The sequence below is a fragment of the Bacillus sp. Pc3 genome, assembly GCF_000815145.1.
Classification (GTDB): domain Bacteria; phylum Bacillota; class Bacilli; order Bacillales; family Bacillaceae; genus Bacillus; species Bacillus velezensis.
In genome coordinates, this window is sequence record NZ_CP010406.1 from 522,323 (window position 1) to 548,482 (window position 26,160).

Below are 26,160 nucleotides of genomic sequence, written 5' to 3' on the forward strand. Positions count from 1 at the left end.
TCTTTAAAAGGTTTTACATATGATTTTGTTTTTCTGATGCAATCGCGTCTTCTTCATTTGCATGCGGCAGGATAAGGTTCAGGATGACTCCGACGATTGCCGCAAGCGCCATGCCGGATATTTGGAATCCGCCTTTTGATACTTGAATAAAAGCCCCTCCGACGCCGATCACGAGGATGACGGATGTGATAATCAAATTTCTCTTGTTTTCATAATCAATGTTGTTGTCAATCAGCATTCTTAAGCCGCTGGAGGCGATAATTCCGAAGAGCAGGAAGGAAACGCCTCCCATAACCGCGGACGGAACAGAGCTGATCAGCGCCGAAACTTTTCCGATAAATCCGAAGCACAGCGCAATCACTCCCGCGCCGCCGATGACAAAGACGCTGAAAACTCTCGTAATTGCCAGTACACCGATGTTTTCGCCATATGTTGTCGTGGGCGGGCCGCCGATTAACGAAGCAATGATCGTCGCAACACTGTCCCCCATTATGGAGCGGTGCAGTCCCGGCTTTTTAATGAAATCCTGTCCGACGACTTTACTCAGCACCATTTGATGGCCGATATGTTCTGACATCGTCACGAAAGCGACCGGCACCATCGCAGCCGCAATGCCCAATGTCACTGACGGCGTATAGTCTTTGAAAGGGATGATAAATTCAGGAACGGCGAACCATTTTGCATCAATGACCGGCTGAAAATTGACGATGCCCTGTGTCAGCGCAAACAGATAGCCGCCTATAATGCCGATCAATACCGGAATCAGGCTTAAAAATCCCCGTAAAAAGATGGCGCAGATAATGGTGATGGCCAAAGTGACGCCGGCTACACTGAAATGTTTCAAGCTGTAGACGAGTTCCTTCGCATTCGGATCGGCATACATTGCCATATTGACGGCTGTGCTTGCCAGTCCGAGGCCGATGGCGATGATGACCGGCCCGACGACCACCGGGGGCAGCAGCTTCATCAGCCACCCCGTTCCAAGCTGCCTGATGAGCAATGCGATCAGGCCGTACACAATTCCCGCCAGGAAAGCACCGACCATGGCAGCCCCCGGCCCTCCCGTCGCCTTCACCAAGATAATCGGTGATATAAAGGCGAATGATGAGCCGAGATAAGCGGGAATCTGGCCTTTTGTCACCAAGAGATAGGCGAGTGTCCCGATTCCGCTCGTGACAAGCGCCACTGCCGGGCTCATTCCGACCAGTTTCGGCACGAGTATGGTTGAACCGAACATGGCGAATAAATGCTGCAGGCTGAATGACAGCCAAGACAATGGATTGGGGACGTCCCTGACTCCCAGGTTTACTTTTTTCTTACTCATGGCGTTTTCCTCCCGGTTGACTTTCAAATGGTATAAAAAAACCTCTTTGCTTTTTGCGCAAAGAGGCATACAAAACCCGGCCGCGTCGATCCGCCCGGCTTTGTGTTTTAAAATCCTCTTTGCAAACTCTCTGGAATGCATTTAAAAAGGTGATTATTCATTTTCGTAAATGGCGACCATATCAGTCTGATCAACTTCGCTCAGCTGAACCATCACTTTTTCAGCTTTTGAGGTCGGAATGTTTTTCCCGATATAGTCCGCTCTGATCGGCAGCTCCCGGTGCCCTCTGTCGACAAGCACGGCAAGCTGTATCGATGACGGCCGTCCGACATCAACGAGGGCATCCATCGCCGCTCTCACCGTCCGGCCGGTATAAAGCACATCATCAACCACAATGACCTTTTGGTCTGTAATATCGGCCGGAATGTCCGCGCCTTTTACAAGCGGCTCTTCATTGCTCGTTTTTTTCGTGAGGTCGTCACGGTAAAGGGTGATATCGATTTCCCCGACGGTGACCGGATTCCCTTCAATCTGTTCGATCCGCTCGGCCAGCCGCTTCGCTAAATAAATGCCTCTTGTTTTAATCCCTACAAGAATGCAGTCATTCATTCCTTTATTCCGTTCGATCATTTCATGGGCTATCCTTGTCAGCGCCCGCCTGATCGCCTGTTCGTCGAGAATAACAGCTTTTTGATTCACTCGTGACACCTCTCCATTCGTATATAAGAAGAAAAAACCCCTCCTGCCAGAGCATAGAGGGGTTCCTTTCCAGGACGAAGACACATGCGTATCTCTTCTGTCCTATCCGTTATCCTTCTCAGCCTCTCTGGACTGTGTTAAAGAATCTATTCAGCTTGTTTTTATTATTTCAGAAAAGAAAGTCGCTGTCAATGGCTATTTCTTAAATCTTCAATGAGTTTTTTCATATCTTCAGGAAGGGGCGCTTCAAACTCCATGTATTCTCCCGTCCGCGGATGATCAAAACCTAATATTCCGGCATGAAGCGCCTGACCATTGAAATCAATGGTTTTTCTCGGTCCGTACTTCGGATCGCCTGCCAGAGGAAACCCGATATATTTCATATGAACACGGATCTGATGCGTTCTTCCGGTCTCAAGACGGCACTCTACGAGCGTGAAGTCTTGAAACCGCTCAAGCACGTGGAAATGCGTGACGGCGTTTTTGCTGCTTTCTCTTGTTACGGTCATGCTTTGACGGTCTTTTTTATCTCTTCCGATCGGAGCGTCAATCGTTCCGTCATCATGTGAAATCACCCCGTGGACAACCGCTTTGTACTTTCTGGTCACGGTTTTATTGACGAGCTGATTAACGAGTGATTCATGCGCCATATCGTTTTTAGCGACCATTAACAGACCGGAAGTATCTTTATCAATCCGGTGGACGATTCCCGGGCGCATGACGCCGTTAATGCCGGAAAGGTCGTTGCAGTGAGCCATCAGTCCGTTTACAAGCGTCCCTGTCACATGGCCGGGCGCCGGGTGTACAACCATGCCCCGCGGTTTGTTCACAACCAAGACGTCCTGGTCTTCATAGTAAATGTCCAAATCCATCGGTTCTGCAAGCACGTCCAATTCTTCCGGTTCAGGAATGGTGACGTTTACCTGATCGCCGGGCTGCATTTTATAATTCGCTTTTACGGATTTGCCGTTAACGGATACCAATCCCTCTTTTACCCATTGCTGCACTTGAGTGCGTGACCAGTTTTCTCCCGTTGAAGCCAAAAATTTATCAATCCGTTCGCTCTTTTGTTCAGGCTGAACGGTTATCTCAAATTGATTCATGTTATTGCTCCTTCTTTTTCCCGCTGTCAAACAGCATATGAATAAATAAAAGTATTACACCGACGCACAGTGAGGAGTCCGCGATATTAAAAATCGGATAGTGATAATCCACGATGATGACATGAATAAAATCAACCACTTCCTGGCGCGCCGCCCGGTCAATAAAGTTTCCGGCCGCACCGCCCAGCATTAAGCCGAGAGAAATTCCGAGTAACATCTGCCCTTTTGCATAACGCTGTATGTAATAAACGATTCCGATAATCACGGCGATGGTAATGACGTAGAAAAACCACATTTGGCCGGCTAAAATCCCCCACGCCGCTCCCGTGTTGCGATGAGATGTGATATAAAGCACCTGGTCGATGACAGGTATGCTTTGTCCCAATTCCATATGGCTGACGACAAGCCATTTGGTCAATTGGTCGGCAATAATAATAAAAAGAGCGATAAGATAATAAAGCACACACGTTCCTCCAGTATACAGTTACTTTTATCCTTTATGAATTTTATCAGTAAAAGGTGCCAGAGTAAAGGCAGATCATAAGCGCATGCAAACAGACGCTGTCACTCATACAGCGCCTGATCATATGCATAATCTCCGGGTTCCCAATATGGAAGGGTTTTCTTTTCAAATTGAGCGGGATAATAGAAATCATCAGCGGTTCTGGCCGTCGGCAGCACCGCAAGTTTTTCAATCGGAATGGGGTCGCCTGTTTTTTCACAATAACCGTACGTATTGTTTTCAAACTTAGACAGGGCAAGAAGAACGTCCTGAAGTTCTTCTTTTATATGATAGATCAGAGTTGCTTCTTGGTCGTTCATTGAAGGTTCAACAGATGCTGACATTTGAAAGCAAGAATATTCGAATAATCTTGATTGAAGTTCTTCTTTCATCATGAGAAGCTCCGTGTGGATTGCGGTCAGTTGATCATTCATTCATCACAACTCCTGCTCTTGATGTTATAGCTTTATTGTTGCCCCCAGGGCGCCATTTGAAGCCCATAAGATTTTTCCTGTCGTTCTAATCGATGACATTAGTGGCATGTAAAAAAAGCGCCCGGCTGTCACCGGGCGCTTTCTCATTCATTATTTTTGATAATATTTTTCAACGATTTCCGCATTGCGCAGTGATAATGTCGGATATTTCGGATTGGCTCCGACATCTTTAGAAATTACGCGGGAACGTTCACACATCTGGCCTTCCGCTTTTTCTACGGTCATTTTTCCTGTTGTGAAGCTTTGCGCGTTTTCAGGCGCTTCACTTTCGTCTTTTACTGTCAGTTCTGAGACGATAAACAGCTGCGCGATATTTTCTTTAATGGATGACAAGAGGTCGCGGTTTTCTTTGTCCGGATACAAAGTCAGGCTCGCTTCCAATGATCTTCCGATAATTTTTTCGTTACGGGCTGTTTCCAAAGCTTTCAGCACGTCGTTTCGAAGCTCCATGAAGCGGTCGAACTTTTCTTCTGTCGCTTGACTGTCCGGAACAGCGATGGTTTCCGGCATATCTGTCAGCTGCACGCTCGCTTCTTCAACAAATGATAAGTGAGACCACATTTCATCCGCCGTATGCGGGAGAATCGGCGCCGTCAGCTTCACTAACGCCAGCAGCGTTTCATAGAAGACGGTCTGCATGCTGCGGCGGTCCGGATGATCCGCATGCTCGATGTACACAACATCTTTTGCAAAATCAAGATAGAAAGAGCTGAGCTCGATCGTACAGAAATTGTGAATGCTGTGATACACAACCGCAAATTCATATTCATCGTACGCTTTTTTCACCTTATCGATCAGCTTATTCAGCTTGATCAGCATATATTGATCCACTTCGCGGAGATCTTTTACATCAACGGCATTGACGCTTGGATTGAAATCGAACAGGTTGCCGTGAAGGAAGCGGAACGTGTTGCGGACTTTCCGGTATACTTCCGCGACCTGCTTCAGAATGGCGTCAGACACGCGAACGTCCGCCTGATAATCCACTGACGATACCCATAATCTTAAGATGTCGGCACCAAGCTGTTTCATGACTTTAGCCGGAACAACAACGTTACCGATTGATTTACTCATCTTGCGTCCTTCTCCATCCAGTGCGAACCCATGGCTGAGCACACCTTTATACGGCGCTTTTCCTGTTACGGCTACTGCTGTAGAAAGAGAAGAGTTAAACCAGCCGCGATATTGGTCAGATCCCTCTAGGTATAAATCAGCCGGGCGAACGAGGTCATCACGTTCTTCAAGCACTGCTTGATGTGAAGAGCCTGAATCAAACCAAACATCCATGATATCCTGTTCTTTTGTAAATGTGCCGTTCGGGCTGCCAGGATGCGTAAAGCCTTCCGGAAGAAGATCCTTTGCTTCTTTTTCAAACCAAATGTTTGATCCGTGCTGTCTGAACAATTCAGAAACATGTTCAATGGTTTCATCTATAATAATCGGTTCTCCGTTTTCAGCGTAAAATACCGGAATCGGCACACCCCACGCACGCTGTCTGGAAATACACCAGTCTCCGCGGTCCCGAACCATGTTGTGCAAACGCTGCTCACCCCATTCAGGAACCCATTTGGTTTCTTTAATGGCATCCAGCAGGTCTGATCTGAAATCTTTAATAGACGCAAACCATTGCGCTGTCGCTCTGAAAATGGTTGGTTTTTTTGTTCTCCAATCATGCGGATAAGAGTGAGTAATGAATTCAAGCTTCACAAGTGCGCCTTTTTCATCGAGCTGCTGTGTGATCGCTTTGTTTGCATCATCATAGAACATGCCTTCAAACCCAGGAGCTTCGCTTGTCATTACACCTTTTTCATCGACCGGGCAAAGCACATCTAAACCGTATTTTTGGCCAATGATAAAGTCATCTTCCCCATGTCCTGGCGCTGTATGAACACAGCCTGTTCCGGCATCAGTTGTTACGTGTTCACCAAGCATAACGAGAGAGTCTCTGCCATATAGCGGGTGTTCAGCGATAATGTTCTCAAGGTCTTTTCCTTTGACCGTTCTTGTCACTTCATACTGATCAAATCCGCATGCTGATGCAACACTTTCGACTAAGGCACTTGCTACGACAAAGCGGTCTTCACCTACTGCAATCACGCTGTACTCAAGATCAGGGTGCACTGAGATTCCGAGGTTCGCCGGAATTGTCCAAGGCGTTGTTGTCCAAATGATGATGCGCTCGCCGTTTTCAAGAACGCCTTTTCCGTCTTTTACACCAAAAGCGACGTAAATAGATGCTGAACGTTTGTCTTGATATTCGATCTCGGCTTCAGCCAGAGCAGACTCACTTGAAGGTGACCAGTTAACCGGTTTAAGGCCTTTGTAAATGTAGCCTCGTTTTGCCATTTCACCAAATACGCGGATTTGCTGCGCTTCGTATTCCGGTTTTAATGTCACGTATGGGTTTTCCCAGTCACCGCGGACACCAAGACGTTTGAATTGCTCACGCTGTCCCTCGATTTGCTTCCAAGCGTACTCTTCACATAGTTTGCGGAATTCCGCTACTGACATTTCTTTGCGGTTGACCTTTTTGTTTTTCGTCAGCGCCGTTTCAATCGGCAGTCCGTGCGTATCCCAGCCCGGCACGTACGGTGCGTTGTAGCCGCTCATTGACTTATAGCGGACGATGAAGTCTTTCAGGATTTTGTTCAGGGCATGGCCCATGTGGATGTCTCCGTTTGCATAAGGAGGTCCGTCATGCAATACGAATTTCGGGCGGTCTTTCGTCCGTTCTTGAACAAGACGGTAAATGTCCTGCTCCTCCCAGTCTTTTTGCATGTCCGGCTCACGATTCGGCAGATTTCCGCGCATCGGAAAATCTGTTTTTGGCATTAACAGCGTATCTTTGTAATCCATTTTCATTCCTCCACAACATTTTTCAGAAAATAAAAAAAAGCCCTCTCATCCCATAAGGGACGAGAAAGCTTATCTCGCGGTACCACCCTTTTAGAAAAAGCAAGCATACACTTTTTCCTCTTGAGCATCGTAACGTGATGAGCGTCCTAACCTACTGTGAGTTCAGCAAGGAAACTAAAGGGCTGATCTACATGATTCCGGCCATCCCGGACTCTCACCATCTCCGGGTCGCTATGAAGGCCTGAAGGAAACATGACTGTCCCTTTCAACCGTTTTTTCATCTGAATTTATGAACGTATTATATTCGACAAGCTAAGAAAATGTCAAGATAATCAGAGAATTTATTCCTTTTCCTCAAATACAGCGTCGACTTCATACTCAAGGAGATGATCCCAATCGTCATTTTTCAGAAGATCAAGCTGAGCTTCAATCAGCATTTGGAAACGTGTTCTGAAGACTTTAGACTGTTTTTTCAGCTCTTCAATTTCCATTGCGATTTTTCTTGATTTGGAAAGCGACTCATTGATGATGCGATCGGCATTTTTTTCTGCTTCACGGACGATCAGCTTCGCTTCCTTCTGCGAGTTGCGCTTTACGTCTTCTGCGGCTTCCTGGGCTACGAGAATTGATTTATTCAGCGTTTCTTCGATATTGGCAAAGTGGCCGATTTTTTCGTCCAGCTCGTTCACTTTCGCCTCAAGCTCCGTTTTTTTACGGAGTGCGATTTCGTAATCTTTTCTGACCTGCATTAAAAATTCATTTACTTCATCTTCATCATATCCGCGAAAACCTTTTGTAAACGTTTTGTTATGGATATCATTCGGCGTTAATGGCATATTGCCACCTCCATTTTTACATTTCAGTACGGTTATCTAGTTCACATTATAAAACAAATACGGCACAGATGGAGAAAAAAACTGAAAAAACGACTCATTTTTGCCGTTCAAATGTAACTTTCCATTTGTCTTTTTTCGTTTTTCCGTCAACTTTTGCCAAACTGCATCGTCCGAAGCCGCGAATCGAAAGCATGTCCCCTTCAGCAACCTGATAAGACGGATCTTCAATGGCTTTCCAATTCACCTTAACGAGCCCGTTTTTCACAAGCGCCTGCGCTTTCTGACGGGATTGCCTGCTCATTGAAGCGCAGACGGCGTCGAGACGCAATGAAGAAACCGTGTCATCCCTTATTTCGACATCTGAAGCGGGAATGTGAAGAGCGGAAAGCTCGATTTTCTCAAGCTTTACCGGCGCTTTGCCCGCCTTGGTCAGCTGAGTGCTGACAAAATCGGCGATTTCACCGGAGACGATCAGCTGCACGGCTTCCTCTGAGAAAATCAGATCGCCGTATTTCTGCCGCTTTAAGCCGATCCCCATTAATGATCCGAGAAGAGAGCGGTGGTCAATGCTGACGAATTTTTCAGCGTATTGAACGTCAAAAGCCCGAAGCTCAAAATCATCCTGTTCAGGTTCCATATATTCAGGGTATAAAATCGCGCGTTTGCGCTCAGCTCTGTCATATCCTCCGAAAAACGCAAGACCGCAGGCGTCGCCGATAACGGCTTTTACAATGACCTGTTCTCTGGGATCTAAGAAATCAGTCAGCTTCATCCGATACTGGTCCAGGACAATCTGTTTCCATTCAAGCACCTGATCAATAAAAGGCCGCTCGTCTTGTCTGAAGTGCTGGTAAATATCGCTCATGTTCTTTCCTTTCTATGTAAAGAGGCTTGGCTGGTGCCAAGCCCGTATCAAACTGTCGCATTCAAGTATACATTGCGATCATGCGGTATAGGCCCCAAAGTCCCGTCGTGGCAAACCGAAGCACGATAATCGCTACAATCGGGGATATATCCAGCATGGCAATGGGCGGAATGATCCTTCTGAACGGCTCTAAATACGGTTCGCAAATCGCTGCGAGAAACCGTCCGACCGCCGTTTCTCTCGTACTCGGCACCCATGACATAAAGATATAGATGATCAGGGCAAACGAGTAGATGTAAATTAAATAACTCAGAACGGAAAAAATTTGATAAAGAATCATCCTGCTTTACCACCTCTGATGTTCGTCTTCATTTATAAGCTCCGAAATCGTGCCGGAAACGTCGACATTATCAGGCGTGCACAGAAAAATATCTGAACCGATTCTCTGAATGTCGCCGCCGATGGCGTAGACGGTACCGCTTAAAAAGTCGACGATTCTTTTCGCCTGATCATGCTGGATGCGCTGCAGATTGACGACAACCGCCCGCCTGTTCTTTAAATGATCGGCGATTTCCTGCGCTTCCGCATATACACGCGGTTCACTCAACACCACTTTAGAGGATTTCTGAACACTTTGCAAGCTTACTACGTTCTGCTTGCCCTGCGGCTTCTGAGCGTAAGCAGGCTGTTTATCTTTCTGCTGTTCATGCTCTTCCGGATGATCCTGCTCCGTTTCAATGTATTCGTACTCGTACTCCTCCTCATCCATTGAGAAAAAGTTTTTCAGTTTATTTTTCATGCTCATTTGTTTACACCCCCCGGTTCATTTCCGACTAATGAAGAGCCGATTCTGATAAAAGTTGCGCCCTCTTCAACAGCGATTTCATAATCATTTGACATGCCCATTGACAGTTCCCGGCACGGTGCGTTTGTCTGATTCAGTTTTTGTACCTGATCCCTCAGATCACGCAATTGCCGGAAGCAGGCTCTGATCGTTTCTGTATCGTCTGTCAGGGGAGCCATCGTCATCAGGCCCTCTACAGAAATGTATCTAAACTCAGAAAGCTCTCTGATAAAGGGGATGACCTCCTCTGTTTTCAAACCGTGCTTAGACGGCTCAAGCGAAGTATTCACCTGCACAAAACAGCGAACCGCATGCTGCGCCCGTTTTTCAATTTCTTTTGCCAATGACAGTCTGTCTAAGGAATGAATATAAGATACACGGTCAACGACGGCCTTCACCTTTCTGGACTGAAGACTGCCGATAAAGTGCCACTCCGGGCTGCCTTTGATGACTTCCTGCTTATGGATAAGCTCGGCATCCCGGTTTTCTCCCAGACTTGTAATACCGGCATCAACGGCCTCTTGAGCCCTTTCAGCTGATACGTATTTTGTAACCGCGATGACGGTAACATCTTCGGGGCTTCGGCCCGATCTGTTACATGCTTCGTTTATTCTTTCGTTTATATGTCGTAATTGATCAGCAACACGCAAGATCTTACGCCTCCTTCATTCCGATAAAGGACATCATGCGTCCCGTTTTCCCTTTGTCGCGGCGGTGTGAAAAGAATAGTTCACGCTCTCGTTCGGTGCATAAACCGCTGACTGAAATGTTTTCTTCCGGAATGCCGCAATGTATCAGAAGAAGACGGTTGACCTCTTTTAAATCAAGCTGATACTGGCCTTTTTCCGTTTCGCATATGGCGGATTCAGCCGTAAAAGGCAGCGCCCGCACTTCATTGATGACGCGGTCGTCGACTGTATAGCTTCCCGCGCTGATGGACGGACCGATGACAGCCTGAATATCTGTTAAACGGGAGCCTTCTTCGTTTACCCAGCGTTCCGTCATGATGCGTCCGATTTGTTTGACCGTCCCCTTCCATCCGGCATGGGCAGCGCCGATAATGGATTTCACCGGGTCATAAAAATACAAGGGCACACAGTCCGCAAAACAAAGGGCCAAAAAAAGATTCGCATCTTTCGTGTAGAGCCCGTCCGTCCCGCGGAATGCGGAAGAATAGTCTCTCGCCCCTTTTCCTTTATCCCCGGCTGTCACGCGCCGGACGCGGTTTTCATGTGTCTGGTCGGCGAACACCCAGGAATCCAGATCAGTACCGCATAAGGACGCTATGACTTCACGGTTTGTCACAACATCATGAGCTTCGTCTCGGACGTGCAATCCGGTATTTAATGACTCATACGGAGGATTGCTGACCCCGCCGTTTTTCGTCGTGAATCCGGCGATGACCTTTGTGTTAAGCTGATTCACACAGTTCCAGTCTTCTATCATGAGTGCCGAGGGGGTGGTAAGACTAAACGGGTGATATGTATTCATGGAGATCCAACCTTTCGACAAACATTAAAAAAGCGTAATTTCCCACTCATTTTAACACAATTTTAAGCATACGTTTAGCGGCTGATTGAAAAATGAGATAAATAAATGTGCCGGAAACATTGAGATTTCCGGCTTTTTACAAGTAAAGGGAGGATTACGCTCCCCCCTTTGGTTCGTTTACACGCACTAAGATGACATCTTCCCCAATTTTAACTATATTTCGCCAAGGAATGATCATTTCCTCTTCTTTTCCGAAAAAACCGAGAACTTTTCCGCTGCCGCCTAAAATAATCGCCTGAATTTTTCCCGTTGTCACGTTAATATCAATATCACCGATGCTTCCGAGTTTTTTTCCGTTCGACACGTTTACCACATCTTTTATTTGAAATTCAGATATGCTGATCATCCGTATCACGCCCTTTGCCCGTTCTTTTTCCTATTATATGAACGGCCGGGCTGAACCTTGTCACATCGGGCAATCTTTTTTGCGGCTGCACCAGCCGAGGATAAATCTCAGCATAATTTTCGTATAGTCCATAAGCTCATCAACGGACACTTCCTCGTTTACGGAGTGGGCGTTTTTTAAATCGCCGGGACCGTATATGACGCTCGGAATCCCGGCATGATAAAGCCACCCTCCGTCAGTTACGGTTTGGGAAACATCAATGACGGGCTCCTGTTTTCTGACGGCTGAGTGTGATGCAGCCAAGACAGAAACTGCCGGATGGTCCGAATCGATTTCCAGCGCCGGGAACACCTCTCCTCTGTCTTCAATCATCGAAGATCCTCCCCATTTGAACACCGGCCTGTTTTCTTTGAGCCACAGATCACTGTCAGCGACACGATTAATATAGTCTTCGATTTCTGCGGCTGCTTGTTCGTACGTTTCGTTCGGATAAAAGTGGACGGTGATCCATAACCGGCATTCATCGGCGACAAACGCTGCGTGTCTTCCGCCTTCAATGACGGCGGGGTTGATCGTATTGGTGCCGGGCGCAAAGCCGGGATAGCTTTTCGTTACCGCCCAGTGGCGCTCCAGCTCTCCCAAGGCAGTGATGATTTTTGCCATTTTTTCGATGGCGCTCGCTCCGAATGTGCCTCCGCCCGCATGAATCATATTGCGCCTCATGCCGTCATGAAATGTTTGTTTGCTTTTCAATTCTATCCAGCCGGTGATGACACCGCCCTGCCCTTGAATATGCAGGCTGCTCGTATCCGCAACAACCGCAAAATCCGCGTGATAGCCGCGGTTGCAGCATTCCAGCGTCCCCGCCTCACCGACTTCTTCTCCGATTACAGACTGTACAATGAGGTCGCCCGGAAGCTCAATGCCGGCATCATGGATCAGCTTCAGAGAGAAAAGAACACACGCCAAACCCCCTTTCATATCAGCGGCGCCCCTTCCGATCAGCATGCCGTCTTTTACGATCGGCTGAAACGGGTCAGAGTGCCAGTCTTCGCCCCCGGCTTCTGCCACATCAATGTGTCCGTTTAAAATCAGGCTTTGATGCCTGCTTGAATCTGTCCCTTTTAAAACACCGACTACATTCGGATCTTCCGGATACACATCCCACATATCGACCGAGAAGCCCGTTTCTTTTAAAAAGCCGGCCACCCACTTTTGGGCTTCTGCCGTATTTCTTGCTGGCGGGGCCGGAATCGGAAAGGCTATCAACCTTTCAGCAATATGTATGAAGTCATTCCGCCGTTTTTCCGCCTGGTGTAACAGCATATCAATCTGATGCATTGGAAATCTCCCCTTTGGCTGTATCAAAAAACCCGTTTCATTCATGAAATGAAACGGGTGAAAAACGGATCTTCCTCCGCTTTTTTCACCGCTTCCCTCCGCCGGCATGATCCGGATCAGGTCCGTTAAGGGTTGAGACAACGTCTCTCTCAGCCGCATGGCAGCACCCCCAGGGTGAATTTATGTTATTTTACGGATGATGCCTCTTTTGCACGTGTTAAAAACGGGCGGCCATTGTTCCATAAGACATTGACAGGCGTATCGAAAAACGCTGTAAGCCGCTCGTCAGAAAGCATGTCCCTGATTTTCCCGGAGGCGAACACCTCGCCCTGTTTTAAAAGCAGCGCCTGATCAAATACCGGCAGAATTTCTTCAGCGTGATGGGTGACATAAAGGATGGACGGCGCATTTTCTTTTTCGGCGATCGACGTAATCGTGTCCAGCAGCTGCTCCCTTGCCATAAAATCAAGACCCGTCACGGGTTCGTCCAAAATCAGCAGTTCCGGATCAGCCATAAGCGCCCGCGCAATCAGCGCTCTTTGTCTTTCCCCTTGTGATAATGTTTCATACCGTCTGTCGGCGTAACTGATGGCGCCCAAATCCTTCAGAAGACCGATCGCTTTTTCCCTTACCTGCTCACTCGGAGTTTCGTACAGCCCGATTGAAGCGTACGCGCCGCTGAGGGCGATTTCAAAAGCGGAGTCCGCGGCATATAATTTGTGCTGAAGACCTGCTGAAACAAGGCCGATTTTCCTCCTGAGCCTGTCACCGAGCTCTGTTTTGCCGAATTGATGGCCGAGCACCTGCATCTCTCCTGAAGTGGGGAAGTAATAAGAGCATAACATATTCAGCAAAGCCGTTTTTCCGGCTCCGTTTAATCCGTACAGCACCCAATTTTCGTTTTTCTCGACGCGCCAGTTGATATCTTTCAAAATCCATTTCCCGTTTCTTTTTAATGACACACTGTCCAGCTGTAAAATCATTGCAGTTTCCCCCGTTTACTTTATTTAAATTTTCCAAAAACTTTTACACATTAGAATACATCACTTTTTTGCAAACGTAAACCATCGCATGAAAAAAGCCTTTAAACAAGGTTTAAAGGCTTTTTCCGTTATTGATGGATATTCTTATTCATTTGTTTAATGGCTGCCTTTTCAAGCCTTGAGACCTGAGCTTGGGATATGCCGATTTCTTCAGCGACTTCCATTTGGGTTTTCCCTTGGAAAAAGCGCTTTCGCAAAATCATTTTTTCCCGTTCGTTCAGTCTTCTCATGCCTTCTTTCAGAGCCAGCTCCTCAATCCATTGTGTATCCTTATTGCGCTCATCGCTGATCTGGTCCATCACGTAAATCGGATCGCCGCCGTCATTATAAATCGGCTCAAACAGTGAAACCGGATCCTGGATGGCGTCAAGGGCAAACACAATTTCTTCATGGGGCACTTCAAGAACTTTAGCGATTTCCTCTGCTGTCGGCTCCCTGCTTGTCTCACTGATTAACCGCTCTCTTACTTGAAGCGCTTTATATGCGATATCGCGAAGCGACCTCGAGACGCGGATCGGATTGTTATCCCGCAAATATCTGCGGATTTCTCCGATGATCATCGGTACAGCGTATGTTGAAAACTTAACATTATGGCTTAGGTCAAAATTATCAATGGATTTCATTAGTCCGATGCAGCCGACCTGAAATAAGTCATCAACATACTCTCCTCTGTTGTTAAACCTCTGAATGACGCTTAAGACAAGGCGCAGATTGCCGTTTACAAGCTTTTCCCTCGCTGAATCATCGCCCTCATCCTGTAATTGCCTAAACAGCTTTCTCATCTCTTCATTCTTGAGCACCGGTAATTTGGAGGTATCCACCCCGCAAATTTCGACTTTATTTCTTGACACGTTTTTCCCTCCCACTAGGAGCTGCTGTACAACGTTAAGTATCTCCTCGGGTGGGAAAAATATGCACCGCCATTTTACAGAAATAAACATCCGGCTGCGGCAATCCTTGCAGCAGTAAGGGCTGTCAGATGGAAAAAATTTTACACCATTTTGTTAAACTCTTTTCTCAGTCTTTTGATAATCCGCTTTTCGAGCCGGGAGATATAAGATTGTGAAATCCCCATCATGTCGGCTACATCTTTTTGTGTTTTTTCTTCTTCTCCGACAAGCCCGAAACGCAGTTCCATAATCTGCTTTTCTCTTTCGTTTAATTGCTCAAGCGCTTTTTTCAAAAGTTTTTTATCCACATTGGCTTCAATGTCTTTTGTAATAATATCATCATCTGTGCCGAGCACATCCGAAAGCAGCAGCTCGTTTCCGTCCCAATCAATATTCAGCGGTTCATCAAAGGACACCTCTGAACGGATTTTATTGTTTCGGCGCAAGTACATTAAAATTTCGTTTTCGATACATCGCGACGCGTAGGTGGCGAGTTTGATTTTCTTTTCCGGATTAAAAGTGTTTACCGCTTTGATCAAACCGATGGTGCCGATGCTGATTAAGTCCTCGATATTGATGCCGGTATTTTCGAATTTGCGGGCAATGTAAACGACAAGACGTAAGTTTCTCTCAATCAGAATGGCCCGCGCCGCCTGATCCCCGCTCGGCAGCTTTAATAAGAGCACCTGCTCCTCTTCTTTAGACAAAGGCGGCGGCAGCGCCTCGCTTCCTCCTATGTAATACACTTCATCGCTTTTCAGTCCGAGTTTCATCAGCCATTTATACCACAAATATGTCAGACGCAGCTTAAGTTTTTTCATCTTCCTCCCCCTTCTAAATACAACGCGTTTTGAGTATGATGAATAACAGACTTTTCGTCAGGAAACATGTTTTACAGCCTTCCCTGTCAGCATCTTCGGATGAACGATTCCGTCAAATTCACCGTCCGCAGATAATGGTTTCGTGCTGATGCCGATCAGGCATTTTTCACAAGCGATCATTTCGTCTTTTGTTAAAATCGTGACGTAATCCGGCTTTAAACAGATTAAAAATTGATTGTCCTGGCCGACGCCCCTGTATGGAATCAGCCTCAGCTTATCCGCATGGCGGAACGAATCATCAAGCTGCTCTATCACTTCAAGCGGACTGGCGGATTTGATGAGGTCCGTTTCCTTTTCGCTGAGAATCGGAGCGAATTTGTCAATGTGAAGGATCATGACCGGCGTTTTCGTCAGCGGATCATACAGCTGATTCCCGGAATCCACCAATCCTTTCGCGCGGATTGTCTGTCCGCTGAATTCCGCCTGCACCATGACAAGTTCATCGTACTGAATGGACTTCGTCTCGATGTCTTCAATTCTCTTTTTCGAAAAAAACCATATGGCCGGAAATCCGATAACTACAAACATCCAGCTGATCGGGTCGCCGAATCCGGTCTGGCTTGTGACCATTACGCCTTGCTGCACAATTGATTCTGTCTGCAGCAGGGAATGTACGCCGATCATTCCCCCGCCGACGAGAAAAGTCGCGAAATAAAAGGCGAACAAATTTTGAAAAAAGTATCGGAACCGTTTAAAGCCAAAAGCCGCAAGCACGATGACTACTGAAAACGCCATTTTTCCCGCCGGATGCTCCACAAAGGGAGAAACAGGCGTAAACATCAGAAGCACAATGGCTGACCCGATGAAACCGCCGGCGGCCACTCTTCTTTTTTTTACCTGGCGTTTTAAAATAAAGGCGGTCAATAAAAGCAAAAGAGAATCAAAACAAAAGTTCAACAGCCAAATGACATCCAGATAGATTTTCACATCTGACCCCTTTCCTCTTTTGTCTTACTTATCTGTTTCTCTCTCTTGTTTCATAAGTATAAAGCAAGCTCTGTGGGAAAGTCTGTCAATTAATGTTGAGGGTAAAGTACAATTTTTAAGGGATAACCGTTTTATTTGTCGAGGGCCGAAAGGGTTGCTTTCCTATTGTCCGCTTCAACTAAAAAAGCGCTGCCGTGATCTGGCAGCGCTCTGTCTTACTCATTGATATAAAGTTTTCCTTTAGCCGTCTGTCTCGTTTCATTTCCGTAGTCATCTCTAGCGATAACGTCAATTTTTGCTCCGCTTGCTTTGATGGAAGAAGTCGCCGTCCAGTAACCCTCATATCGTCCCGGAGAAATTTCTCTCAGCGGAAGCTCTGTTGCGTTTTGGCTCCCTGCCCGGGCGTTTGTCAGAGGCAGACGGATAACGAAGGAAGCGTCTAATTTCTTTCCGCTTGAAAAAGCGATTTTCACTGATTCTCCGGCTTTTAATTCCTTATCCGCTCCGGGAACCAATCCGGAAATGACGGGAGCATTGTAATTGACATCGATCACCGTCTTTTTCGTTGTTTTGTTACCCGCTTCATCTGAGGCCGTGACCTTGATCTCATTGCTGCCGTTTTCCAGAAGGGTTCTCGCTTGATAAGAACCGTTATTAACTTCAGCTTTTTTTCCGTTCACCTTTACCCATTTTAAATGGGCGTCGTGCACTTTTCCTTTTACGGTCACTGCTTCTTTATTTGTTTTATCACCGTTTGCCGGACTGTCAATCGTCACATCCGGCTTATCCTCATCCAGTATGACCGTGACAGGGCGTGACTCATCGGTTGACCCGCTGTCTGTCACAGATGCCGCCGTCAGCCGATTGGCATCTTCAGTGAGTGTGACGCCGGCCTGGAAATTGCCGTCTGCATCTGCTTTCGTTTCTGCGGCGGTTTTACCGTTATTGGTAAGACGGACAGCGGTTTTTGGTGAAGCCGTTCCTTTCACCGTGACTGACTTCTTGTTTGTAAATGACCGGTCTTTAGGCGACGTTATGTCAGGCACAGAAGCTTCGTAGTCGACCAAAGCCCTGATCATAAAGTTTCCGTCTGATTTATCGGTTTTAGACCAGCGGCCGTCGAGGTATTGCCAGTTTCTGTTCGAGTACGGACTGCCGTCATCAGATGACAGGGCAGGTGTATAAGGATCGGGTTTCGTCTGGCGGAACACAAGATAAAAATCCTTTCCGACCGCGATTCCTTTTGAGCTGAGATCCACTCTGGTCCATTCGCCGTTTCGAAGCGCTTCAGCTTGGAACGGGCCGGCAATTTTGCTGCCCGGAGCTCCATCAGGGCCGGATGCATCATATACTTCTGCTTGAAATTCGGTACCGCCCGGATCAGGCCAGTCGGCGCCCCAAAATTTAAAAAGGCCTCCCGTCAGCATACCGTGTTCTTTTCCGTCTTTGAGCGTCATCTTAACGGCAGATTTGCTGCCGGCTTTAAAATATGACAGCGCGGCTTCTTCCGTTCCGTTATCATAGGCAATTTCCCCTTCATAACCGATATACGGCTTAAGCTTGACGTTTTTTTCAGCATCTCCTTTGATGTCAACGGAAAATTCGCTATTGTAAAAGCCTTTTGCCGCTACTTTGATTGTGTAGGAGCCTTCGTACGCCTTAAGCGAATATTCCCCTTTATCGTTTGTCACCGCCGGTTCAATTGCGGCATCCTCAGCCACATAAAGCGCAGCCCCTTTTACCGGTTCGCCTGTTGACTGATTGGTGATGGTTCCTTTTAGCGTGCCGGACGGCATTTGCTCCAGTGTAAAGTCTGCCTGTGCGGTTTTGTCCGATTGAATAGAAACTTGTTTCGAAGCGGACTTAAATCCGTAAGCCTCGGCTTTCAGCGTATAGCTTCCCGCCTTATGTGACAGGCTGTAGCTTCCGCTTGCAGGGTCGGAATATACGGATTTCCCCGTCTCGGCGACACTGATTTGCGCTCTGAGAGGGAGGAGGTTTGTTTCACGTTTCACTCTTTTTCCGGGTGATTTCACTGCCGGTTTGGCCTGTTTCGGACTGACGGCTTTTTTCTTCAGGTGGCCGGGAGGTGTTTGTCTATTGTGTTTACTTTTTTTAGCCGCCTTGCCGAGAGGGCTGCTTGAAAGCCGGACATCATCGATATACCATCCGTCTTCATTGAGTACTTCGTCAGACTGCATATTAAACATGAGCTTTATGTTTTGGCCTTTATACGCAGATAAATCCGCCTCTTCATCGTTCCATCCTGCGGAGTCACCATTGTAAACGGCCGCCTGCTCCCAATTTGATTTTCCTTCCGGAAGAACGAACACATACCCGTAATCAAAAAATTCTTCGAGCTTGTGCCAGCTTTTAAATTGCAAAAACAGCCGTCCTGTTTCCGGAACTTGAATCGGAGGCATCACCAAATTCATGTTGGCTGAATCGGCATAAGGGCCGGACAGATTCGTCGCATACACTTTATCTCCGGAAAATGCGGTGCCGGGCCCTGAACCCGGGATACCCCATTCCCATTGGTCATGTGTCCCGTAACTGGACCAGCCCGCCGGCTGTGATTCAAAATCCTCTTTGTATCCCGCCGTAATGCTCGGTTTCACGTCAGCCCTGTACGTATCAGATTCTACAGAATGACCTCCGAAATCTTTTATGGTCCATTTATAACTTACCTTGCTTCCCGTTACATCCGGAATCTCCGCCTGGTATGTTCCCTTTTTTTCATCACCGCTTTTTTGAACGGCGGCTGTCGTTTTCCACTTTCCTTCATCAAACTGATAGGAAAGGATGACTTCAGTTACGCTTACATCGTCTTCTGCTGTAACCGTCAACGGAAGGTTTGCCCCTTTGTAAGCCGCTGAGACCGGTTCATGGTGAAAGCTGGGCGGATTGTGATCTTCGCCCGCAGAAGAGACCTTGCCTTCTACGCTTCCGATTCCGTCCGTTACGGCAGAAACGGCATCAAAAGCGTTAACGAGACCGTGGCCGTAACCGTTATTCGGTGATTCCGGAAAAACGGAATCTGTCAGCTTTTCGGCGGTGCGCGTCAAAACGTCTTCCATTTCATCGACCGTAATAGAGGCGTTCGCCTGCCTTAACAAAGCCGCCGTCGCCGCCACATGCGGCCCGGCCATTGAAGTTCCGTCCCAGCCGCCTTCGTATGTTCCTCCAGGAATCGAAGAACGGATATTCACTCCCGGAGCCGAAATGTCCGGTTTTGTTTCATGATACGGTGAGGGGCCTTGAAGTGAGAAATCAGCGAGTTTCTTGTCGATGTCAGTCGCACCTGTCGCAAATGCTTCAGGATAATTGGCCGGATTTGCGATTGACCCAGGTCCTCCCGGTGTAAATAAGTCTTCATTTCCCGCAGAGAATTCCGGAAAAATCCCTGCCGCTCTCCACGCATTCACCATATCGCGGTACCACTCGTCCATTCCCGAACCGCCTGCCCAGGAATTATTAACAACATCCGGCGCCATCTCGGGATGGGGCGTGCCGTTTTTATCTTTAGGCGCGAGCACCCATTCCCCGGCATCCAAAATATCGGCATCGGTTCCTCCGTCATCTGAAAATGCTTTTACTGCGATCCATTTCGCCCCCGGAGCCACACCGATTTGATTTGAGCCGTCAGGTTCTGAACCCGTCATGGTCCCTGTTACATGAGTGCCGTGTTCAAGATCATCGTAGGGAGCGTCTTTATGGGACACGGCATCATACCAGTTCATTTCATGATTCGGCGCTGCGGGATTTTCAGGATCGTAACCCCGGTATTTTTCTTTAAGCGCCGGATGATCCCACTGAACTCCCGTATCAATGGAGGCGACAACCGTGCCGGTTCCGTCGTATCCTGAAGCCCAGGCCTGCGGCGCATCAATTTGGCTGATATTCCATTCGATGCCTTCCTTTGCTTTGATCTCTTTTTGTTTTTTCTTCATTTGAAAAGGAGCTTTTGATTGTCGTTGAGTAAGCTGACGTTTTTCATTCGGAAGAACTTTTTCTACTTCAGGAAATGAGGCGGCTTTTTCCATTACCTCTTTCGAAGCAGTGACTGCCATTCCGTTGACAATATAATAGGAATGGATGTGATCAGCCTTGCCTTTCTTTTTTTGTTTTTCCAAATATGTTTTCAGATTCTGCTGCGCATCATGAGCCGCCAGTTTTAAAGAAGAAACGACGGCTGACCGCTTTTGATATTCGGTTTTTGCTGCGGAAAGCGATTGAGACTTGGCGTTTTTTTCTGCTTCTTTGACCGCTTTTTTCGTATTGGCTTTCTCTTTAAATTTGATAAGAAACGTGACTTTATCATTTTTTTCAAAACGCTTCTTGACTGAATCGGAAATCTTATGCTGAATGCTCTTAGAGGAAGAAAGATCTTTGGTGAAAGAAACTGCCCCCGGTGTGCTGTTCGCTCCGGCTGCACCCGGAAACAACAGGGAACTGACGACAATCGCGCTTAAAACGGAGCCTGTCCATCTGTTTCTCGTTTTTTTCTTCAATCGTATCCCCCCTTATTTGGTAACGCCTATAAAATGTGTATCCCTCCTTCATAATTGGAATCGTTTGTCATTTCGATGCTGTACGTTAAATGTAGACAATCTTCCATCCAGATATTGTCGCATTCTGTAGAAAGCCGTATGAAACTAAAAAACAATCAATTCGTCATAGGTATAAAGTTTCTTTTTTCACTGTATAGATCATGGGGATAGGAAGGAAGACTGTGCACAAAAGAAAAAGGACAAAACCATGTGGTCTTGTCCTTTTTTACATCAGCCGCGTTTGTTGCGGTTTCTTAAAAATGTAGGAATGTCGAGGGCATCATCCGCCGGCTGTGATGTATGGCGGTTCACCGTGTTTTGATGCTGAGTTTCTTCTCGTTTCGGCTCACGTTTCGCAGCGTTTTGGCTTTGAGACTTCAATCCTTGGTTTAAAGTCGGACGCTGCGGTTTTGAGTCATCTTTTTCCTGTTCGATAAAACCGGTCGCAATAACGGTGACGACGATTTCATCTTTCAGATTTTCATTGATAACTGAACCGAAAATCATGTTGACATCAGGGTCGGATGCAGAAGCGACGATATCGGCTGCTTCCTGCACTTCGTAGAGGCTCAGGTTTGTACCTCCCGTAATGTTCATCAAAACACCTTGCGCTCCGTCGATTGCCGCTTCCAGTAACGGACTGGAGATCGCCTTTTTGGCGGCTTCAGCAGCACGGCTTTCGCCCGTAGCGATCCCGATACCCATCAATGCTGAACCTTTGTTGGACATGATCGTTTTGACATCGGCAAAGTCCAAGTTGATTAAACCAGGCGTCGCGATGAGGTCAGAGATACCTTGCACCCCTTGGCGAAGCACGTTATCAGCTTCACGGAATGCTTCAAGCATCGGTGTGTTTTTATCGACGATTTCAAGAATGCGGTCATTCGGAATAACGATCAGTGTGTCAACGGCTTCTTTCATTGCCGTGATACCGCCTGCAGCCTGCAGCTGACGTTTTCTTCCTTCAAATGTAAACGGTCTTGTTACGACACCGACAGTCAAAGCGCCTAAGTCCTTTGCGATTTGCGCGATAACCGGTGCGGCTCCCGTTCCGGTACCGCCTCCCATTCCGGCTGTAACGAACACCATGTCAGCACCTTTTAGCGCTTCTTCGATTTGTTCCTTACTTTCTTCAGCGGCTTTTTTGCCGACTTCCGGATTCGCTCCCGCTCCGAGACCGCGGGTCAGCTTTTCCCCGATCTGCATTTTCACTTCCGCTTTTGACAGGTTAAGAGCTTGCGCGTCCGTGTTTACCGCAATGTACTCTACACCCTGCACTTCATTTTCAATCATTCGGTTGACCGCGTTATTACCGCCGCCTCCTACTCCGATTACTTTAATTGATGCTAAGCCGTCTATGTTTGTTTCGAAATCCAACATGCTAAATCCTCCTAATCTGCCGAATGACTATCAATCTATTCCCAAAACATGCTTAATAGTTTTTTCATTTTGCTCGGTTTGTTGTGTTCGGCTTGTGTTTTTTGTTTTGCTTTTGGACGCTGCTGCGCCTCTGGCCGCTGATGATGTTCTTCTTCGTGAGAGACCGCGATTTCCTGCACGGCTTCTTCCGGCATATGAAAGCCTATTTTTCTTCCCTGAATTCTGGCATTTCGGCAGGCAAATTGTATCAAGCCGACACCCGTCATATACTGAGGGTCTCTTACACCGATATAATTCGGGCTTGCGACCCTTACATTGTGCCTCAGCACTTCCTGTGCCAATGAAAGCACTCCGGGCATTGCGGCCTGTCCCCCGGTCAGCACAAAGCCGCCGGGCAGATCTGTAATTCCCATATGCTCAATTTCGGCTGCGGCAATCTCAAGAATCTCTTCCACTCTTGCTTCAATAATATTGGCAATTTCCTGCTGTGTAAAAGATTGCTTTTGATTTGTTCCTATGACGGTGACTTCAAATACTTCATCTTCTGAAGCCTCATCGTAGAATGCATGTCCGAATTGTTTTTTTACTCTTTCAGCCTCTTCGGTGGAAGTGCGCAATCCGATCGATACATCTTTCGTGATGTTTTCGCCTCCGAGCGGAATGACGGCTGTCTCCTTCAGGTGCCCCTGTTCAAATACCGCCACCGTCGTCGAGCCGCCGCCGATATCAATCATGGCGACTCCGAGGTTTTTTTCGTCTTTTGATAAAGCCGCCGAACCGGCCGCAAGCGGCTGCAGGCAAATATCAGTAATTTCAACGCCCGCTCTCTCCACACAGCGAAGTAAGTTATGTAAGATCGTTTTGGAGCCGGTAATCAGCGTGCCTTCTACTTCCAGGCGCACGCCGAGCATTTTTTTCGGATCGGTAATTTCGTCTCTTCCGTCAACGATAAACTGTTTCGGAACGACGTCTACGATCAGCTGCTCATGCGGAACTGACACGACCTGTGCCGCTTCCATTACCCTGCGGACGTCTTCAACGTGAATTTCTTTGTTTTCACTGGAAACAGCGACAACGCCGTTCGTATCTTGAATATGAATATAATTTCCATTAACGCCGACAATGGCTTTTTTCAGCGGAAAACCTACCATTCTTTCAGCTTGGTCAAACGCTTTTCTTATAGAATGAACGGTTTCATCTATATCAACGATTGAGCCTTTTTTCAACCCTTCAGACGGTACATTTCCCACTCCGATAATGTTAAGGGAATCATCTGTCATTTCTCCGACGATCACTTTTGTATTGGACGTACCGATGTCAAGACTGACGTAAAGTTCATTGTTGTTCATTCTATGGCACCTCCTCACATTTCGATCAAATTCTATTCTATTATTTGCGGAACAACAATACAATGAATGTGGCTTTACAAGTGTGTAACAAAAACAACAGCATCAACAAATTCTTATCTGATTTCTCACAATTTATGTTTAATGAAACTATTCGTTATATTCTATGTATATCCTCTTTTATATCGTATTTTTTTTATTTTTTTTAGAGAAGGCCCACCTTACCGTAAGATTTCTTGTCACGGTGCCATACTGTGCAAACCAGATGCAAATATACCCGCTTTCCATTAGTCTACACTAAGATGAACCTCCAGAAAAGCTATAGATATTGCCAGAAACATCCGAAAAAAGAAGAAACAGGAGGAAAATTCCAAATGCAATGCTCATTGCAGAAGACACGCCCATTGCATTGAGAATTTTCCGCTTGTCCGGCAGCCATATCCCGGGCAAAAACAAACATAGTCATAATGATTCCGCTATCGGTTATATCGGCTGCCCCGCTGATTGCAATAGATTCTTTTGAACCACCTTGAAATTAGTTCTTTAGAACTATTAATCATTTTCTTTTTTCTTGCCGGATTTACCTTTGTTAAATTCTTCAAAATACGTAGCGACTTCTAAGTGGATAATCCCCTTTTTCCCGCCGTCCAGCTGGGAAACGATAGAAGGATAGGTCTTCATCCGGCCGGCAAACGTTTTAATAGAAGCGGTAACTACATACCCGTCGTTCATATACAGCTTGATCCGGTCCTGATCCATTTTTACCGGTGTATAATAGATTTCAGAAATCGACTGCTTTAGCGAACCGGAAAGCTTATCAAGCTGCTCCGCCATTTTGACCCGCTTTTTCGCGTTTGTCCAGTCAACCAAAATCGGGCCCGCGTCATCCGGCGTGACTTCGTTCGGCAGCACAGTGCCGTTTTCGAGCACTTCATAATACACATCATGTCGCTGCAGATACGCGATCGTCTTGTATTCTTCAATGTGAATGCTGACTTTGTTAGGAAATACTTTTGAAAGTTCCGCCTTTTTCACCAGCTTATTCTGCTCAACCTTTTCTTCTGTTTTTTTCTTGTTCAGACTCCAGAACTCGGTTTGTCCGTTATGTATATCAGAAAGCGCGTTGATCTCTTTTACAGACACGTTTTCGTTTCCGGAAACGGTGACAGAAGACACTTTGCTGATCGGCATCTGCAAGTACACGATGATCAGCACCATCATAAAAAAGAGCACAATGAATGAAATCAGCCGGCGGTTTGCTTTTTGCTTCCGCTGCTCTTTGATTTTCGGAATCCGCTCTTCAATATTTACGATTTTTTCTCTTTCATGATTTGGGTTCACTGCCTGTCCACCTCACTAAGAATGAAACAGCTTGACATTCGTCTGATTGAAAAACAAACGGCATGCTGTGATGCCGTTTGACATTTGTTAAAAGTATATCACATGAGCTCATGTAATCAGAGAACCTTTTAACGATTCCCTCCGATGATTTCAACTTCTGTATGCATGTCAACATCATACTGCTCACGGATTGTCTTTTTCACATATTCAATCAGATCAAGAACGTCCTTGGCAGTCGCTCCGCCGGCATTGACGATAAAATTCCCGTGCATTTCGGACACTTTTGCTCCGCCAATCTGATGTCCTTTTAATCCCGCTTTTTCAACGAGGTTTCCGGCATGATTCGGCAGCGGATTTCTGAATATGCTCCCGGCGCATGGGCTTGAATACGGCTGAGTGTTTTTTCTGTAATCTTTGTTCTGCTGCATTTGCGCCGTAATGGCTTCCCGTTCCTTTTGCTCAAGCTGAAGAACTGCCTCGAGACAGACGCCGGGGCGTTTTTTCTGCAAAACAGACGTTCTGTAGCTGAAATCCATCTCTTCGTTCGTCAGCCATTCGATTGTGCCGTCTTCAAATAAGATACGGGCTTTCACAAGAATCTCACTCATATCAGATCCGTGCGCCCCGGCATTCATATAGACGGCTCCGCCGATTGATCCGGGAATGCCCGCTGCAAATTCGAGACCGGACATTCCTTTTTTACTCATGGAAGTCGCAAGCCGGACGACCGAATAGCCGCCTCCGACTGTCACCTGATCACCGTCAATCTCCAAATGATCCAGACCCGCTCCCAGTTTGATGACAACTCCTCTTATGCCTTCATCAAGCACGAGCAGATTTGAACCCCGTCCGATAACCGTCCATGGCAGATCATGTTTCTTCACAATATCCATAATATCTTTGACCGCTTCCACACGGTTGGGGATGATCAAAATGTCCGCCGGACCGCCGATTTTCATCGTTGTATGGTTCGCGAGCGGTTCTTGTTCCAGCACTTTGCCGACTTCGCGGTCTCTTAATTCCTGAATTACGTTCTCCATC

At 46.9% G+C, this 26,160-nt stretch carries 23 protein-coding genes, 1 riboswitch and 1 other annotated feature; all 23 genes read right to left on the reverse strand.

The window, feature by feature from the left end:
• Positions 1–13 precede the first annotated feature (13 nt).
• The 23 genes from pyrP to murB all read right to left on the reverse strand — a co-directional run bounded on the left by pyrP (position 14) and on the right by murB (position 26,159).
• Entirely contained in the window at positions 14–1,324 is a 1,311-nt protein-coding gene (gene pyrP, locus SB24_RS02050) for a uracil permease PyrP (protein WP_039254937.1), read from the reverse strand.
• A 153-nt stretch (positions 1,325–1,477) separates the two neighbouring features.
• Positions 1,478–2,023, reverse strand: a complete 546-nt coding sequence (pyrR, locus tag SB24_RS02055; protein ID WP_003154392.1) for a bifunctional pyrimidine operon transcriptional regulator/uracil phosphoribosyltransferase — start codon at positions 2,021–2,023, stop codon at positions 1,478–1,480.
• Between the two features lie 188 nt (positions 2,024–2,211).
• A complete protein-coding gene (locus SB24_RS02060; protein ID WP_020955794.1) occupies positions 2,212–3,126 on the reverse strand; it encodes an RluA family pseudouridine synthase in 915 nt (304 codons plus the stop codon).
• Position 3,127: 1 nt separating this feature from the next.
• Positions 3,128–3,589 (reverse strand): signal peptidase II, encoded by a 462-nt coding sequence (lspA, locus tag SB24_RS02065; protein WP_003154398.1) that lies wholly within the window; start codon positions 3,587–3,589, stop codon positions 3,128–3,130.
• A gap of 101 nt (positions 3,590–3,690) precedes the next feature.
• Positions 3,691–4,062: a TraR/DksA family transcriptional regulator gene (locus SB24_RS02070; RefSeq protein WP_007409725.1), complete on the reverse strand. Its 372-nt coding sequence runs from the start codon at positions 4,060–4,062 to the stop codon at positions 3,691–3,693.
• Positions 4,063–4,212: 150 nt separating this feature from the next.
• Positions 4,213–6,978, reverse strand: coding sequence for an isoleucine--tRNA ligase (gene ileS, locus SB24_RS02075; protein WP_039251552.1), 2,766 nt, complete (start codon positions 6,976–6,978; stop codon positions 4,213–4,215).
• 52 nt (positions 6,979–7,030) lie between these two features.
• Positions 7,031–7,257 (reverse strand) — a binding site (T-box leader).
• A gap of 62 nt (positions 7,258–7,319) precedes the next feature.
• Complete coding sequence (gene divIVA / locus SB24_RS02080; RefSeq protein ID WP_003154406.1) at positions 7,320–7,814, reverse strand: septum site-determining protein DivIVA; 495 nt, start codon at positions 7,812–7,814, stop codon at positions 7,320–7,322.
• Between the two features lie 94 nt (positions 7,815–7,908).
• Positions 7,909–8,679, reverse strand: a complete 771-nt coding sequence (locus SB24_RS02085) for a YlmH family RNA-binding protein (RefSeq protein ID WP_015388260.1) — start codon at positions 8,677–8,679, stop codon at positions 7,909–7,911.
• A 61-nt stretch (positions 8,680–8,740) separates the two neighbouring features.
• On the reverse strand, positions 8,741–9,019 hold the full coding sequence (locus SB24_RS02090) for a YggT family protein (protein WP_003154408.1): 279 nt from the start codon (positions 9,017–9,019) through the stop codon (positions 8,741–8,743).
• A gap of 6 nt (positions 9,020–9,025) precedes the next feature.
• The gene (gene sepF / locus SB24_RS02095; RefSeq protein ID WP_007409719.1) at positions 9,026–9,484 is read right to left on the reverse strand and encodes a cell division protein SepF; all 459 of its coding nucleotides are present in this window, start codon (positions 9,482–9,484) and stop codon (positions 9,026–9,028) included.
• Entirely contained in the window at positions 9,481–10,173 is a 693-nt protein-coding gene (locus SB24_RS02100; RefSeq protein WP_031378756.1) for a YggS family pyridoxal phosphate-dependent enzyme, read from the reverse strand. Before SB24_RS02100 ends, sepF begins: the two co-directional genes overlap by 4 nt.
• A gap of 4 nt (positions 10,174–10,177) precedes the next feature.
• Positions 10,178–11,014 (reverse strand): peptidoglycan editing factor PgeF, encoded by an 837-nt coding sequence (pgeF, locus tag SB24_RS02105; RefSeq protein WP_014304972.1) that lies wholly within the window; start codon positions 11,012–11,014, stop codon positions 10,178–10,180.
• Positions 11,015–11,168: 154 nt separating this feature from the next.
• Positions 11,169–11,420 carry a YlmC/YmxH family sporulation protein gene (locus SB24_RS02110; RefSeq protein ID WP_003154415.1) on the reverse strand — a complete coding sequence of 84 codons (252 nt, stop codon included), beginning with the start codon at positions 11,418–11,420 and terminating at the stop codon, positions 11,169–11,171.
• 60 nt (positions 11,421–11,480) lie between these two features.
• A complete protein-coding gene (locus SB24_RS02115; RefSeq protein ID WP_039254938.1) occupies positions 11,481–12,761 on the reverse strand; it encodes an acetylornithine deacetylase in 1,281 nt (426 codons plus the stop codon).
• Between the two features lie 76 nt (positions 12,762–12,837).
• Positions 12,838–12,942: riboswitch (TPP riboswitch) on the reverse strand.
• 4 nt (positions 12,943–12,946) lie between these two features.
• Positions 12,947–13,744 carry an ABC transporter ATP-binding protein gene (locus tag SB24_RS02120; RefSeq protein ID WP_015417427.1) on the reverse strand — a complete coding sequence of 266 codons (798 nt, stop codon included), beginning with the start codon at positions 13,742–13,744 and terminating at the stop codon, positions 12,947–12,949.
• Between the two features lie 128 nt (positions 13,745–13,872).
• Positions 13,873–14,655, reverse strand: coding sequence for an RNA polymerase sporulation sigma factor SigG (gene sigG / locus SB24_RS02125; RefSeq protein ID WP_003154420.1), 783 nt, complete (start codon positions 14,653–14,655; stop codon positions 13,873–13,875).
• 140 nt (positions 14,656–14,795) lie between these two features.
• Positions 14,796–15,515, reverse strand: a complete 720-nt coding sequence (sigE, locus tag SB24_RS02130) for an RNA polymerase sporulation sigma factor SigE (RefSeq protein WP_007409714.1) — start codon at positions 15,513–15,515, stop codon at positions 14,796–14,798.
• Positions 15,516–15,572: 57 nt separating this feature from the next.
• Positions 15,573–16,502, reverse strand: coding sequence for a sigma-E processing peptidase SpoIIGA (gene spoIIGA, locus SB24_RS02135; protein ID WP_039251558.1), 930 nt, complete (start codon positions 16,500–16,502; stop codon positions 15,573–15,575).
• Positions 16,503–16,717: 215 nt separating this feature from the next.
• Complete coding sequence (locus tag SB24_RS02140; protein ID WP_039251560.1) at positions 16,718–21,013, reverse strand: S8 family peptidase; 4,296 nt, start codon at positions 21,011–21,013, stop codon at positions 16,718–16,720.
• Between the two features lie 270 nt (positions 21,014–21,283).
• Complete coding sequence (ftsZ, locus tag SB24_RS02145; protein WP_003154424.1) at positions 21,284–22,432, reverse strand: cell division protein FtsZ; 1,149 nt, start codon at positions 22,430–22,432, stop codon at positions 21,284–21,286.
• A 35-nt stretch (positions 22,433–22,467) separates the two neighbouring features.
• Positions 22,468–23,781, reverse strand: coding sequence for a cell division protein FtsA (gene ftsA, locus SB24_RS02150; RefSeq protein ID WP_003154425.1), 1,314 nt, complete (start codon positions 23,779–23,781; stop codon positions 22,468–22,470).
• A gap of 549 nt (positions 23,782–24,330) precedes the next feature.
• A complete protein-coding gene (locus SB24_RS02155; RefSeq protein ID WP_039251561.1) occupies positions 24,331–25,119 on the reverse strand; it encodes a cell division protein FtsQ/DivIB in 789 nt (262 codons plus the stop codon).
• A gap of 128 nt (positions 25,120–25,247) precedes the next feature.
• Positions 25,248–26,159 (reverse strand): UDP-N-acetylmuramate dehydrogenase, encoded by a 912-nt coding sequence (gene murB / locus SB24_RS02160; protein ID WP_015388267.1) that lies wholly within the window; start codon positions 26,157–26,159, stop codon positions 25,248–25,250.
• Position 26,160 lies beyond the last annotated feature (1 nt).